This is a genomic window from Frigoribacterium sp. AP1 (assembly GCF_056680555.1).
Window position 1 is genome coordinate 2,163,319 of record NZ_CM155288.1, and the last position, 14,846, is coordinate 2,178,164.

The following is a 14,846-nucleotide window of genomic DNA, read 5'->3' on the forward strand; positions in this document are numbered from 1 at the left end:
TCAGCCGCGGGCGCCGCTGCTGGCTCGGACGACGATCTCGTGCGGGATGAGCACGAGCTCGGCCGCGCCCTGCCGGTCGGCGATGCGGGCCGCGAGCAGCTCGAGGGTGCGGTCGACGAACTGCCGCTTGTCGAAGGTGACGGTCGTCAGCGGCGGCACGGAGAACCTCCCGTCGACGATGTCGTCGAAGCCGGCCACCGCGACGTCGTCGGGGACGTGCAGGCCCGCCGAGCTCAGCGCGCTGACGGCGCCGATCGCGAGCGAGTCGGTGAAGCAGAAGATCGCGTCGGGACGGTCGCCGCGATCGATCGCCGCGCGCACGACGGCGAAGGCGTCGGCCGACGTCCATTCGGGGCACGAGTACTGCAGGGCGCGGTCGACGGGCAGCCCGGCCTCGGCCATCGCCTGCTCGAAGCCGCGGGTGCGGGCGCGGGCCGTGGCCGTGTCGAACTCGCCCGCCGAGTCGCCCAGGGTCGCGATGCGGCGGTGTCCGACGGCGATCAGGTGGGCCGTCATGTCGCGGGCCGCGGCGACGCTGTCGACCCGTACCTGGTCGACGAGGGTCTGTTCGACCTCGCCGATCACGACGACGGGCGGCAGCGAGTCGGTGGCGGCCCCGGTGCCGGAGCCGGTGCCGGCCGACGACAACGCGCTGGCGTCGAGGGTGATCGGGTTGAGGACGAGGCCGTCGACGAGGTGTTCCTTGCCCCGCGAGAGCAGCTCGCCCTCGCGCTCGGGCCGCGAGCCGGTCTGCTCGAGCTGGATCGACCAGCCGCGCTCGTGGGCCTGCTCGACGAACCAGTGCGTCATCTCGGCGCTGTACGGGGTGCTCAGGTCGGGGAAGGCCAGCGCGATCGAGCCGGTGCGCCCGGTGCGCAGGCCGCGCGCGCTGAGGTTCGGCACGTAGTCGAGCTCGGCGAGCGCGCTCTCGACCCGGGTCCTGGTGTCGGGTCGCACGAAGACGACGCCGTTGATCACGTTCGAGACGGTCTTCGGCGACACCCCGGCGAGTGCCGCCACGTCCTTCACCGTCGCGCGCATCCCCACAGGCTAGTGGCGGCCACGAGACCCCGGGCCCCGCTCAGGCGGAGGCGAGCACCTTGACGATGCGCTGCAGCGAGACGCTCTCGCTCGGCCGCAGGTCTTGCGCGAACAGGCTGAGGCGGAACTCCTCGAGCATCCAGCGGGCGCGGACGAGCGCAGGAGGCGCGGTGTCGGTCGGCGGGAACGTCCCGCCCGCGGCCTCGTACCGCTCGGTCGCCTGCTGCACCTCGCTCAGCCAGACGCGGTCCCGCCCGGGGTTCTCGAGCAGCTTCGCCGTGCGCTTCGTGATGCCCACGAGGTACACCGGCACGCGCTGCAGCTGCTGGAGCCCGGTCTGCGACACGAAACCCGGTCGGATGAGCCGGTCGCGTTGCTGGCGCATGTCGGTCAGCGCGGCGAGCAGGGTCATCGACGTGGCACCCTTCATCGCCCTGTCGGCGTCTCGGGCGGCGGTCAGCGTGCGGGCGACGAGCGAGACGGTCTGGAACATCTGGTCCATCACGGCCCCGGACACCCGGTCGCGCGTCGAGAGGAACTCTTTCTTGGTCATCACCATGCCGTCGGGCTTCACCCGGAACAGCACGTCGTCGACGACGGCCACGAGGCAGTCCGCGAAGAGCGCCGACGTGTTCTGGTACGGGCTCGTCGCGAGGATGAGCTTCTCGGCGCTCGTCAGGTGCTGCTGCACGTAGGCCACGGGCGACGGGGTCGCCAGCATGAGCAGGCGCCGCACGCCCTTCGGCGTCGCGAGCGCCTGGTCGGCGGGCGTCGCCATCAACGTGATCGAGACCGAGTCGCCGTGGTCGACCAGGGCCGGGTAGGCCCGGATCACCGTGTCGCCGTGGCGGGTGTCGACGACGGCGGGGAGCTCGTCGAAGTCCCACGACGTCAGGCCCCCGCGCTCGATCGAGCTCGTGGGGCGAGGCGCGACGGGCGTGGTGGCGCCACCCGCGCCTCCTCGTCCGCGACCCCGGCCGCGGCCGCGCTCGTCGCGCCCGCCGCCCTGCGTGACGCGGGCGACGCTGTCGCGGGTGGCGTCGCGCAGCCGGTGCTGCAGCGCGTCGAGGTCTTTGTCGGCCCCGACCGTGCGACCCCGCTCGTCGACCACCGCGTACGTCACCCGCAGGTGTGCGGGCACGCGGTGCAGGTCGAAGTCGTCGGTCGTGACGGGCGTGTAGGTGAGCTTCTTGATCGCCGCGGCGACGGTCGCCGTGAACGGCTCGTCGACGTCGGCGGGCGGTGCGTCGGGCAGCTCGTCGGTGATCTTCGAGGCCCAGTCGGCGGCGGGGACCACGTTCTTGCGGATCTGCTTCGGCAGCGACTTGATCAGCGACGTGACCAGCTCGTCGCGCAGCCCCGGCACCTGCCAGTCGAACCCGACCGGACGGAGGCGCGGCAGCAGCGGCAGCGGGACGATCACGGTCACGCCGTCGTCGTCGGCCCCCGGCTCGAACTTGTAGCGCAGGGTCAACGTCTGGTCGCCCTGCTGCCACGTGCTCGGGAACCCCTGTTCGTCGACGTCGGGTTCGTCGTCCCCGAGCAGGTCGGCGGCGGTCATGGTGAGCAGGTCGGGGGTGTCGACCTTGGCCTTGCGCCACCAGCCCTCGAAGTCGCGCATGCTGGCGACGTCGGCCGGGATGCGCCGTTGGAAGAACTCGAACGCGGCGTCGCCGTCGACCAGGATGTCGCGCCGACGCGTCCTCTCCTCGACCTCGGTCAGCTCGCGGATCAGCTGCCGGTTCTTCTGCTCGAAGGCCTGGTGCCCCTCCCAGTCGCCCTCGACGAGCGCGTGCCGGATGAACAGCTCGCGGGCGTAGGCGGGGTCGATGCGCGAGAACTGGATGCGCCGACGCTCGACGATCGGCACGCCGTAGAGCGTGACGCGCTCGTAGGCGACGACGGCGCCCTGCTTCTTCTCCCAGTGGGGCTCGCCGTAGCTGCGCTTCACCAGGTCGGGTGCGAGCGGTTCGGCCCAGGCCGGGTCGATCGAGCCGGCGACCCGGGCGAACAGGCGGCTGGTCTCGACCAGTTCGGCGGTCATCACGGCTGCCGGCGGCTTCTTCGCGAGGCTGCTGCCCGGGAAGATCAGGAACCTCGTCTGGCGGGCGCCGACGAAGTCCTTCTTCTGCGGATCGAACAGGCCGATCTGGCTGAGCAGGCCGGCCAGGAGGCTGCGGTGCACGCCGTCGGGGTTCGCGCTGCGCTCACCGACGTGCAGCCCGAGGGGACGGGCTGCTCGGGAGAGTTGGCGGTAGACGTCCTGCCACTCGCGGATGCGCAGGTAGTTGAGGAACTCGTCGCGGCACAGTCGCTTGAAGGCGTTGCCGCTGAGCTCCTTCTGCTTGTCCTCGAGGTATTCGAACAGGTTGAGCAGGGTGAGGAAGTCGCCCTTGGGGTCGCGGAAGCGCGAGTGCTTCTCGTCGGCCTGGGCTCGTCGTTCGAGGGGACGCTCGCGGGGGTCCTGGATGCTCAGCGCCGAGACGATGGCGAGCACCTCGCGCGTCGTGCCCTGCGTCTTCGACTCGACGACCATGCGGGCGAGACGCGGGTCGATCGGCAGCCGCGTGAGCTGCTTGCCGACGCGCGTGATCTGGCCGCCCTGGGTGACGGCACCGAGCTCGCGCAGCAGGTCGAGGCCGTCCTTGATGCCGCGGGAGTCGGGCGGCTGCAGGAAGGGGAACGCGGCGATGTCGCCGAGGTTCAGCGAGATCATCTGCAGGATGACCGCGGCGAGGTTGGTCCGCAGGATCTCGGGCTCGGTGAACTCGGGGCGCTTCTCGAAGTCGGTCTCGCTGTAGAGGCGGATGGCGATGCCGCTGCTCGTGCGGCCGGACCGACCGGACCGCTGGTTGGCGCTCGCCTGCGAGATGGCCTCGATCGGCAGGCGCTGCACCTTGGCCCGGGTCGAGTAGCGGCTGATGCGGGCCGTGCCGGCGTCGATCACGTACTTGATGCCGGGCACGGTCAGGCTGGTCTCGGCGACGTTGGTCGCGAGGACGATGCGCCTGCGGGTGCCGGCGGTCGTGCTGGGCTGGAAGACGCGGTGCTGGTCGGCGGCGCTCAGTCGGCCGTAGAGGGGCAGCACCTCGGTGTGCGGCAGGTTGCGGCCGCGGATGCTCTCTTCGGCGTCGCGGATCTCGTTCTCGCCGCTGAGGAAGACGAGAACGTCGCCGCTCGACTCGCGCGCGAGTTCGTCGAGGGCCTCGTTGATGCCCTGGAGGTAGTCCTTGTCGTCGGCGCGCTGCCTGCGGTCGTCGGCCCGCGCCTCCTGCCGGTCGCCCTGCCGACCCGAGGGGCGGTCGTCGTCGTCGAGGTCGCCGTCGTCGTCGCTCGTGGTGTCGTCGGCGACGAGCGGTCGGTAGCGGACCTCGACCGGGTAGGTGCGGCCCGAGACCTCGACGATGGGCGCGTCGCCGAAGTGCTTCGAGAACGACTCGGGGTCGATCGTGGCGCTGGTGATGATCAGCTTGAGGTCGGGTCGGCGGGGCAGCAGCTGCTTGAGGTAGCCGAGCAGGAAGTCGATGGTGAGGCTGCGCTCGTGGGCCTCGTCGATGATGATCGTGTCGTAGCGCTCGAGCTCGCGGTCGAAGTGGATCTCGTTGAGCAGGATGCCGTCGGTCATCAGCTTGATCTGCGTGTCGGCGCCGACCTTGTCGGTGAAGCGCACCTGGTACCCGACGACGCCGCCGACCTCGTCGCCGAGCTCTTCGGCGATGCGTTCGCTGATCGTGCGGGCCGCGATGCGTCGCGGCTGGGTGTGGCCGATCTTGGTGCGACCGAGCTCGAGGCAGATCTTGGGCAGCTGGGTCGTCTTGCCCGAGCCGGTGGCACCGGCGACGATGACGACCTGGTTGTCACGGATCGCCGCGGCGATGTCGTCGCGCCTCTGGCTGACCGGCAGCTCGGCGGGATACGTGATGGTGGGAATCATGAGCCCTCCATCGTAAGCCGCCCCGGCTGAGCGGGGGGCCCGCCAGTCGTGCCTCGTCGTAGGATCGCGGCAGACCGTACGTCGACGGAGACGGAGAGACACAGATGTCATCAGCACACACCCCCCGGGGCCACGCCACCGCGTCGGTCGCGGCCATCCTCGCCGAGTCGGCCGCCAGGTACCCCGACGACGTCGCCGTGATCGTCGGGCCCACCTCGACCACGTACGCCGAGCTCTGGCAGCAGACGTTGGCCTACGCCGGGGCCCTCCGCGCCCGGGGCGTCGGCTCCGGCGACCGGGTCGCCATGCTGGTGCCCAACGTCGCCGACTTCCCGCGGGTCTACTACGCGACGCTCGCGCTCGGCGCGGTCGCCGTGCCCGTCCACGCCCTGCTCAAGCGCCACGAGATCGAGTACGTGCTGCGCGACAGCGGCTCCCGCCTGCTCGTCTGCGCCGCGCCGCTGCTGGGCGAAGGAGGCGCGGGAGCGCAACTGGCCGGGGTCGACGTCCTGACCGTGCTCGCGCCTCCTGCCGTCCGGGAGGAGGAAGGGCCCGACCGTCTGGAAGACCTCGCCGCGGCCGCCGAACCGCTCGACACCTACGTGCCCCGCGACCCGTTCGACACCGCCACGATCCTCTACACCAGCGGTACCACCGGCCAGCCCAAGGGCGCCGAGGGGTCGCACCTCGCCCTGATCGAGCAGGTCAACACCAACCTGATGACGACCTTCGACATGCATCGGGGCGACGTGCTGCTCGGGGCTCTGCCGCTGTTCCACACCTTCGGGCAGACCTGCACGATGAACACCGGGTTCCGGGTCGGCGCGACCATCGTCATGCTGCCGAAGTTCGACGGAGACGCGGCGCTCGCCGCGATGGTCGAGCACGGGTGCGAGATCTTCATGGGCGTGCCGACGATGTACATGGCCCTGATAGCCGCCGCCACCCGCAGCGAGGCGCGTCCGCCGCTGCGCTACGCCGTCTCGGGCGGGGCGTCCCTGCCTCTCGCGGTGCTCGAGAAGTTCCAGCAGGTGTACGACGCACCGATCCACGAGGGCTACGGGCTGACCGAGACCTCGCCCGTCGCCACCTTCAACCACGTCGGGGTGCCGCCGCGGCCCGGCACCATCGGCACGCCGATCTGGGGCGTCGACGTCGAGATCGCCGACCAGCACGTCGAGGACTCGATCGTGCTGCTGCCGCGCGGCGAGATCGGCGAGCTCGTCATCCGCGGCCACAACCTGATGAACGGCTACCTCGACCGTCCCGACGACACCGCGAAGGCGATCGTCGACGGCTGGTTCCGCACGGGCGACCTCGGCACGAAGGACGACGACGGCTACCTGACGATCGTCGACCGCACGAAGGACATGATCATCCGCAACGGCTACAACGTGTACCCGCGGCAGGTCGAAGAGGTCCTCGCGCAGCACCCCGACGTCACGATGGCGGCCGTCTTCGGCGTGCCGCACGAGCTGCACGGGCAAGAGATCGAGGCGGCCGTCGTCCTGCGCGACGGCGCCACGGCGACGCCCGACGAGCTGGTCGCGTTCGTCTCCGACGAGATCGCGGCCTACAAGTTCCCCCGCGTCGTCCACGTCCTCGACGTCTTGCCCCTCGGGCCCAGCGGCAAGGTGCTCAAGCGCGAGCTCGTCGACCGCTTCGGGTCCCCGCAGGAGGCGCGCTCGGGCAGCTGACGCCGGGTCGCGTCGACCCCGAGCCCCTCCCGTCCCGGGGTGCCCGCCACCTAGAGTGGAGCCTCGACGATCGTGTCGTGGCCCCCGGCCGCGCGCGACCGGCCCGTCCCGGCGGGCCCGCCTCATCACGAAGGAGTGACATGAGCGACACCATCACCGCACCCGCCCCGGCCGCCTCCGACGGTCCCGAGATCCACAAGGGCCTGGCCGGCGTCACGGTCGACCGGACGGCGGTCTCGAAGGTCGACGCGGCCAGCAACTCGCTGCTCTACCGCGGTTATCCGGTGCAGCAGCTCGCCGCCGAGCGGGACGTCGAGGACGTCGCCTGGCTGCTGCTGCACGGCGAGCTGCCCACCGCCGACGAGCGGCGCGACTTCGACGCCGAACTCCGCGCGCACCGCGCGCTCGCCCCCGGGCTGCAGCACCTGATCGACCTGATCCCGACCTCGGCCCATCCGATGGACGTCGTCCGTACCGCCGTGAGCGCCATCGGAGCCGCCCGGCCCGAACCGACGACCGGTGCGGGCGTCTACGACGTCGCCGACACGCGCCGACTCGCCACGCACCTCTTCGCCGTGCTACCCGCCGTGATCGCCTACGACCAGCGGCGCCGCCACGACCTGCCTCCCGTGCCGCCGCGCGACGACCTCGGCTACAGCGCCGACTTCCTGCACCAGGTGTTCGACCGCGAGCCCGACGCGCTCGACGTCGACGCGTTCGACACCTCGATGACCCTCTACGCCGAGCACTCGTTCAACGCCTCGACCTTCACCGCGCGGGTGATCGCCTCGACGCTGTCCGACCTGCACTCGTCGATCGTCGGGGCGATCGGCGCCCTCAAGGGCCCGTTGCACGGCGGTGCCAACGAGGCCGCGCTCGAGCTGCTCGACCGCGTCGGACCGGCCGACGGCGCGGTGTCCTGGCTCGACGACGCGTTCGCCCGCAAGGAGAAGATCATGGGCTTCGGCCACCGGGTCTACAAGAACGGCGACAGCCGCGTGCCCACGATGGAGGACGCCTTGGGCCGCCTCGTCGACCGGGCCCGTGAGCAGGGCGACGACCGGGTCGACGGGCTCAAGGAGACCTACGACGTCGTCGCCGCGACGGTGTTCGAGCGCAAGGGCCTGAAGCCCAACGTCGACTACCCGTCCGGGCTGGCGTACCACCTGATGGGCTTCGAGACGCCGGTCTTCACGCCGCTCTTCGTCGCGTCGCGCGTCCTCGGCTGGAGCGCCCACGTCATCGAGCAGCGAGGGGCCAACTCGCTGATCCGCCCCCTGAGCGAGTACGACGGCGCACCCCTGAGGGACGTCCCCGCGCGCTGACGCCTACCGTGGCCCGCATGCCGAACCAGCTGCGAGACGCCGTCAGTCCCTACCTCAGGTCGCACGCCGACAACCCGGTCGAGTGGCGCGCCTGGGGGCCGGGGCCGTTCGCCGAGGCCGTCGAGCGGGACGTGCCCGTGATGGTCTCGATCGGCTACTCGACCTGCCACTGGTGCCACGTCATGGCGCGCGAGAGCTTCTCCGACCCCGAGGTCGCGGCGCAGCTCTCGGCCGGGTTCGTCTCGGTGAAGGTCGACCGCGAGGAGCACCCCGACGTCGACTCGAGCTACCTCGCCGCCGCCTCGGCCTTCACCGAGGGGCTCGGCTGGCCGCTGACCGTCTTCGTCACGCCCGAGGGCCGGCCCTTCTACGCCGGCACGTACTTCCCGCCGGTGCCCGTGCAGGGTCGACCGTCGTTCCGACAGGTGCTCGACGCCGTCACCGACGCCTGGACCACCAGGCGGACCGAGGTCGACGCGACCGCGTCCGCGGTGCAGGAGGCGCTGGCTGCGGGACCCGCGTCGGTCACCGGCACCGCGCCTCCTGGTCCCGACGCCGGGGTCGCCCTGCCGGGGCGCCCCGAGCTCGCCCACGCCGTCGCCCGGCTCGCCGCCCACGAGGACCGCGAGCACGGCGGCTTCGGCGGGGCCCCGAAGTTCCCGACGGCGCCGGCCCAGCTGGCGCTGCTCTCCCTCGGCGCCGGGGGAGACGACGGCGCCCTCGAACTCGTCTCGCGGACGCTCGCCCGGATGGCCGCGTCGCCGCTGCGCGACCCGGTCGAGGGCGGGTTCTTCCGGTACGCGGTCCGACGCGACTGGTCCGAGCCGCACTACGAGCGCATGCTGTACGACAACGCCCAGCTGCTGCTCGCCTACTCGCGGCTCTCGGTGCTCGATGCGGGCCCGGACGCTGCTGCCGCCCCGGGTGCCGACGCCACGTCGGGCACCGCGCCGATGTCGGCAACTCAGGAGATCGACACGCATCCGGCCCGGGTCGCCGCCGGGGTCGCCGATTTCCTGAGTTCGCGACTGCGCACGGCCGACGGGGCCTTCGGCTCGGCGCAGGACAGCGAGAGCACGATCGACGGCGTCCGCGACGAGGGCGGCTACTACCGGCGGGACGCCGCGGGCCGGGCCGTCCTCGACCCGCCGCCCGTCGACGACAAGGTGCTCACGGGCTGGAACGGCCTCGCGATCGCCGCGCTCGCCGAGGCGGGGGCACGGCATGGGCGGCCCGAGTGGGTCGAGACCGCGCGGGGCGCGGCCGACCTGCTGCTCGCGCGTCACGTGACGGACGACGGTCGACTGCTGCGCGCCTCCGTGGGCTCGACCGTGTCGGACGCCGTGGCGACCCTCGAGGACCACGGCCTGTTCGCGTCCGGCCTGCTGGCCCTGTCACTCGCGACGGGCGAGGTCCGGTACGCGGTCGCCGCCCGCTCGTTCGTCGACGCCTGCCTGCTCGACGACGCCGACCCGAGGATCGTCGCGGCCCCCTCGGGCGGTGACCCGGTGCTCGTCTCGCAGGGCGTCGCCCTGTCCAGCGACCCGAGCGAGGGGGCCTACCCGTCGGGACGCAGTGCGGTCGCGGCGGCCGCGCTCACGCTGCACCAGCTCACCGGGGAGGCGCGCTACCGGTCCGTCGCCGAGCGGCTCGTCGCCGAGGTGGCCGGTTCGGCCCTCGACAACCCGCTCGCCTACGGAGCCGCCTTCGGGCTGCTCGTCGAGCTCGAGGCGCCGCTCACGCAGCTGGTCGTGGTCGAGCCCTCACCGGCGGACCGCACGGATCACGTCGACGACGGCCTCGCCCGGCGGGCGAGGGGTCTGGTCCGCCCCGGCAGCGCCGTCGCCGTGATGGACGAGGAGGCGCTGGTCGCGTTCGAGCACGCGGGCTTCGAGTTGTTCGCGGGTCGATCGGCCCCCGGGCGCGTGCCCACCGCCTACCTGTGCCGCGACTTCGTCTGCCGCCTGCCGGTCACGACCGTCGACGACCTCGACGGGCTGCTGCTCGAGGAGTGACCGCCCGAGCGCATCGGTCGGCGTCGTCCCGGGCGGGATGTCGGACGGGGTGGCTAGGGGACGCCCGGAGGGCTCAGGCGGCGGCGGGCAGGAGCGGCGCCGACGGATCGGCGACCCACTCGGAGAGCGAGCCGTCGTAGACCGAGACGCCCGATCGACCGAGGACCGCGAGGGCGAGCGCGTCGACGCTCGCCGAGACACCCGTGGCGCAGTAGACGACCGTGCGCGGCTCGTCGGGGACGAAGGCGAGGCGGTCGCGGAGCACGGGCTCGCGGGCCAGCGTGCCGTCGTCGGCCAACAGGGTCTCGGCCGGCACGTTGACGCTGCCGGGGATGTGCCCGGCACGGGGCAGCCGGCTCGACGTCCCGTCGAACTCGTCGCGGGGCGAGCCGGAGACGAGGGTCGCCCGTTCGTCGCCGGCGAGGACGGACTCGACGAAGGCCTTGTCGACCCAGTGCTCGGGGCGTTCGGTCGCGGCGAACCGTGCCGGCACGGGCTCGGTGCGACCCAGGTCGTAGGGCTTGCCGTGGGCGAGCCACTGCGACCACCCGCCGTCGAGCACCGCCACGGCGTCGTGCCCGTAGGCGCGGAACAGCCACCACAGGCGGGACGCCCAGCGGCCGTCGACGGTGTCGTAGACCACGACGGTGCTGTCGTTCGAGACGCCGAGGGCAGCGACCGCGGCCTGGAAGCGCGCGGCGCCGGGACGGGTGAAGGGCAGGCCGGAGTCGGGATCGCTGAACTCGGCGACCAGATCGGCCAAGACCGCCCCGGGGACGTGCCCGTCGCGCTCGAACCCGTCACGACCGGTGGCGTAGGCGACGGACGCGTGGTCGGCGTCGCCGTCGAGTCCGAGGTCGACGAGCACGGTCGCGTCGACGATCGTCAGGTCGTCGGCGCCGAGGTGGTCGGCCAACCACTGCGCGGAGACGACGGGTGAGGTGAGGACGGGTGCCATGCGGGCCACGGTAACGCCCACCGGTGACATCGCCCCGTGAACCCGCAATGAAGCGTCACAGGGTCTGCGGTGCAGCGACCCCGAGCGGGTGGACGGGCCCGGTCGGTCGCCTCAGCGACCGGCCTTCTTCGCGGTGATGACGCCGGTGTCGAAGCCCATCAGGTTCAGCCCGCCGTTGAACCGGGCGTGCTCGACCTTCATGCAACGGTCCATCACGACGGTCAGACCCTGCTCTTCGCCGTGGCGGGCGGCGTCTTCGTTGTAGATGCCCAACTGCACCCAGATGGTCTTAGCCCCGATGGCGAGCACCTCGTCGACGACCGACGGGATGTCGGCGGCCTTGCGGAACACGTCGACGATGTCGGGGACCTCGGGCAGCGACGCCAGGTCGGGGTAGGCCTTCTGACCGAGGATCGTGTCGGCGCGGGGGTTGACGAAGTAGACGCGCAGGTCGGTCGACTGCTGCAGGTACGTTCCGACGAACGAGCTGGACCGGCTCGGGTTCGGCGAGGCACCGACGACGGCGACGCTCTTCGCCGACCGCAGGATGGCCTGCCGCTCGCGGGCCGACGGCCCGACCCACGTCCGCTGCGACTTCAGCAGCTTGGCGAGGGGCGACGACGAGGGCAGCTCGCAGGTCAGCCCGTTGGTCAGCTGCGTGGTGACGGTGTCGGTCACGTCGGGTCACTCGCCTTTCGTCGCCGCGGCCAGCGCTTGGTCGAGGTCGTGGATGATGTCGTCGGGGTCTTCGATGCCGACGCTGATGCGCACCGAGCCGGGCAGCACGCCCGCGTCGACGAGTTGCTGCTCGCTGAGCTGGGCGTGGGTGGTCGAGCCCGGGTGGATGACGAGCGTCTTGGCGTCGCCGATGTTGGCGAGGTGGCTGGCGAGCTCGACCGACTCGATGAAGGTCTTGCCGGCCGGACGGCCGCCCTTCAGTTCGAAGGTGAAGACCGAGCCGGGCCCCTTCGGCAGGTACTTCGCCGCACGGTCGTGGTGCGGGTGCCCGGGCAGCCCGGCCCAGCGGACGCGCTCGATGCGCGGGTCGGCGTCGAGCCACTCGGCGACCTGGCGGGCGTTGTCGACGTGGGCCTGCATGCGGAACGGCAGGGTCTCGACGCCCTGGGCGAGCAGGAAGGCCGAGTGGGGAGCGAGGGCCGGGCCGATGTCGCGCAGCTGCTCGGCGCGCAGTCGGGTGAGGAAGGCGTACTCGCCGAAGTTGCCGGACCAGTTGAGCCCGCCGTAGCTCGGCACGGGCTGGTCGAAGAGCGGGAAGCGCTCGCTGTCCCAGTCGAAGCGGCCGGACTCGACGACGACGCCGCCGAGGGTGGTGCCGTGCCCGCCGAGGAACTTCGTGGCCGAGTGCACGACCACGTCGGCACCCCACTCGATCGGCCGGTTGAGATAGGGCGTGGCGATGGTCGAGTCGACGATCAGCGGCAGGCCGTGCGCGTGGGCGACGTCGGCCAGGCCCTCGAGGTCGGCGACCTCGCCGGACGGGTTGGCGACCGTCTCGACGAAGAGCAGCTTCGTCTCGGGGCGGATCGCGGCGGCGTAGTCCGCCGGGTCGGAGGACTGCACGAAGGTCGTCTCGACGCCGAAGCGACGCAGGGTCACGTCGAGCTGGGTGATCGACCCGCCGTAGAGGTTCGCGCTGGCGACGATGTGGTCGCCCGCGCCGGCGAGCGAGGCGAAGGTGACGAACTGGGCGCTGAGCCCGCTCGCCGTGGCGACGGCGCCGAGGCCCCCCTCGAGGCTGGCGACGCGCTCCTCGAAGGAGGCGGTGGTCGGGTTGGCGAGGCGGCTGTAGATGTTGCCGTACTTCTGCAGGGCGAACCGCGCCGCGGCGTCGTCCGTGTCGTCGAACACGAACGCGCTGGTCTGGTAGATGGGCAGCGCCCGCGCTCCCGTCGCCGCGTCGGGGATGTTGCCCGCGTGGATCGCCCGCGTGCGGAAGCCGTACTCACGATCTGCCATGCCCCCACGCTAGCCGTTGGGCGTCACGCGGGGACCCGGGACGTCACACGGCGGAACACGGCCGACCCGCGCCTCCCGCCTGGGGACGAGGCATCGTGCGTCGGGGGCGCGACCCTCGTCGCAGGCCGGCTACTTCCAGCTCGGGATCCAGTAGTGCAACCGGATGAACTCCCAGTCCTCGAGCTGCCCCGTCCACAGCGGGTAGAAGAAGACCGACACGGCCACGGCGACCACGACCACGATGGCCGTGACGCCGATCCCGCTCAGTCGACGGGACCGGTCGTCGGTGCGTCGTCCGAGGACGATGCCGAGCACCGCGGCCAGACCGAGCACGAGATAGGGCTCGAAGGCGACCGTGTAGAACTGGAACACCGTCCGGTCGGTGAACGCGAGCCACGGCAGGTAGGCCGCGGCGACGCCGACGAGGATCGCCCCGTACCGCCACTCGCGGTACCGCACCACGCGGTAGACGAGGTAGAGGCAGGCCGCGACCGCCGCGTACCAGATCAGCGGGTTCGCGACCGAGGTGATCGCCTCGCCGCACCGGGCCACGTCGCAGCCGCCCTGGCCCTCGTCGAACCCCTGGTAGTACATGCTCGTCGGTCGCAGCATCAGCAACCAGGTGAGCGGGTTCGCCTGGTACGCGTGGGGGGTGTGCAGGCCGACGTTGAACCCGTAGACGCCTGCCTGGTAGTGCCAGAAGTTCTGCACGACGTCGGGCACCCACGCCAGGGCGCCCGTCCACCGGGCGCCGCCGTCCTCGACCCAGCTGCGGTAGTAGCCGCCCGACGTCACGAACCAGCCGGTCCAGCTCGCCAGGTAGGCCACCACGGCGACGGGGACGGTCAGCAGGAAGCTCACCGGTGCCTGCGTGAAGAGCGTGCCCGACAGCCAGAACTCCACGCCGGCCCGGCGGCGCGCCACCATGTCGACCACCACCGTGTAGACCGCGAAGAACGCCAGGAAGTACAGGCCGTTCCACTTGACGGCCGTCGCCAGGCCGCACATCAGCCCGGCCGTCACCAGCCAGGGACGCGCCCAGAGGGCAGGACCCCAGGCGATGTCGCGACCGGCACCGCGCCTCCTCGCCCGCCAGGCCTCGAGCCGCCGGGCGCTCTGCCGGCGGTCGAGCAGCACCGCCCCGAAGGCCAGCAGGCCGAAGAACATCACGAAGTTGTCGAGCAGGGCCACCCGCGACATGACGATCGCGTGCCCGTCGATCGCGAGGAAGAACCCCGCCAGCGTGCCGAGCAGCGTCGACCGCAGCAGCAGCGACCCGATGACCGCCACCAGGGCGACCGCGAGGATGCCCACGACGGCCGTGCTGATGCGCCAGCTCGCCGGGTTCTCGGGTCCGACCGCCGCCATGCCGAGGCCGATCAGCCACTTGCCGAGGGGCGGGTGGGCGACGAACGACGGAGCGGCGAGGAACCCGTCGACCCCGCCGGCGGCGAAGGTCGGGTCGTAGTCGGCCGGCCACGACCCCTCGTAGCCCAAGTTGAACAGCGACCAGGCGTCCTTGACGTAGTAGGTCTCGTCGAACACGAGGGTCGCGGGGGAGTTCAGGTGCCACAGGCGCAGCACCGCGGCCAGCAGCGTGACCGCGAGGGGACCCGCCCAGGCCCAGACGCGCCTCCTGACCGGGGTCCGCAGCACGCGTCCCCACCAGGCGTCGAGCCGGGTCAGGGGAGCCTCTCGCGTGTGGGCCGCCGTCGTGTCGTCGACCGACATTGCGACGGCCGTGACGACCGCCTGGCCGGCGAGCGGACCGGGCGGCACCAGGCCCGGCTCGCCGGCCAGCGGACGGGCAGGAGGCGCGGTGTCGGTCTCGACGAGTGCGTCGAATTCGCGCTCGGGCCCGGTCGTCATCGGGCCATCGTAAGTGGGCGGTCCGGGGCC

Annotated in this window: 9 protein-coding genes; 3 read left to right on the forward strand and 6 right to left on the reverse strand. The window is 71.9% G+C overall.

The window, feature by feature from the left end; genetic code table 11:
• Both AC1MBW_RS10380 and hrpA read right to left on the reverse strand, forming a co-directional pair.
• Entirely contained in the window at positions 1–1,041 is a 1,041-nt protein-coding gene (locus AC1MBW_RS10380; RefSeq protein ID WP_480024411.1) for a LacI family DNA-binding transcriptional regulator, read from the reverse strand.
• 40 nt (positions 1,042–1,081) lie between these two features.
• The gene (gene hrpA / locus AC1MBW_RS10385; RefSeq protein WP_480024412.1) at positions 1,082–4,975 is read right to left on the reverse strand and encodes an ATP-dependent RNA helicase HrpA; all 3,894 of its coding nucleotides are present in this window, start codon (positions 4,973–4,975) and stop codon (positions 1,082–1,084) included.
• 104 nt (positions 4,976–5,079) lie between these two features.
• Here hrpA and AC1MBW_RS10390 point away from each other — a divergent pair, with 104 nt between their 5' ends.
• The 3 genes from AC1MBW_RS10390 to AC1MBW_RS10400 all read left to right on the forward strand — a co-directional run bounded on the left by AC1MBW_RS10390 (position 5,080) and on the right by AC1MBW_RS10400 (position 10,012).
• Positions 5,080–6,672 carry a long-chain-fatty-acid--CoA ligase gene (locus AC1MBW_RS10390; RefSeq protein ID WP_480024413.1) on the forward strand — a complete coding sequence of 531 codons (1,593 nt, stop codon included), beginning with the start codon at positions 5,080–5,082 and terminating at the stop codon, positions 6,670–6,672.
• Positions 6,673–6,812: 140 nt separating this feature from the next.
• On the forward strand, positions 6,813–7,997 hold the full coding sequence (locus AC1MBW_RS10395; RefSeq protein ID WP_480024414.1) for a bifunctional 2-methylcitrate synthase/citrate synthase: 1,185 nt from the start codon (positions 6,813–6,815) through the stop codon (positions 7,995–7,997).
• 17 nt (positions 7,998–8,014) lie between these two features.
• Positions 8,015–10,012 carry a thioredoxin domain-containing protein gene (locus AC1MBW_RS10400; RefSeq protein WP_480024415.1) on the forward strand — a complete coding sequence of 666 codons (1,998 nt, stop codon included), beginning with the start codon at positions 8,015–8,017 and terminating at the stop codon, positions 10,010–10,012.
• 73 nt (positions 10,013–10,085) lie between these two features.
• On the opposite strand, the gene AC1MBW_RS10405 is transcribed toward AC1MBW_RS10400, so the two are convergent.
• The 4 genes from AC1MBW_RS10405 to AC1MBW_RS10420 form a co-directional block, all read right to left on the reverse strand.
• Positions 10,086–10,970, reverse strand: a complete 885-nt coding sequence (locus AC1MBW_RS10405) for a sulfurtransferase (RefSeq protein ID WP_480024416.1) — start codon at positions 10,968–10,970, stop codon at positions 10,086–10,088.
• Between the two features lie 111 nt (positions 10,971–11,081).
• Entirely contained in the window at positions 11,082–11,612 is a 531-nt protein-coding gene (locus AC1MBW_RS10410; RefSeq protein WP_369813653.1) for a CoA-binding protein, read from the reverse strand.
• A gap of 42 nt (positions 11,613–11,654) precedes the next feature.
• Positions 11,655–12,947 carry an O-acetylhomoserine aminocarboxypropyltransferase/cysteine synthase family protein gene (locus AC1MBW_RS10415; protein ID WP_056261918.1) on the reverse strand — a complete coding sequence of 431 codons (1,293 nt, stop codon included), beginning with the start codon at positions 12,945–12,947 and terminating at the stop codon, positions 11,655–11,657.
• Positions 12,948–13,076: 129 nt separating this feature from the next.
• The gene (locus AC1MBW_RS10420; RefSeq protein ID WP_480024417.1) at positions 13,077–14,816 is read right to left on the reverse strand and encodes a dolichyl-phosphate-mannose--protein mannosyltransferase; all 1,740 of its coding nucleotides are present in this window, start codon (positions 14,814–14,816) and stop codon (positions 13,077–13,079) included.
• Positions 14,817–14,846 lie beyond the last annotated feature (30 nt).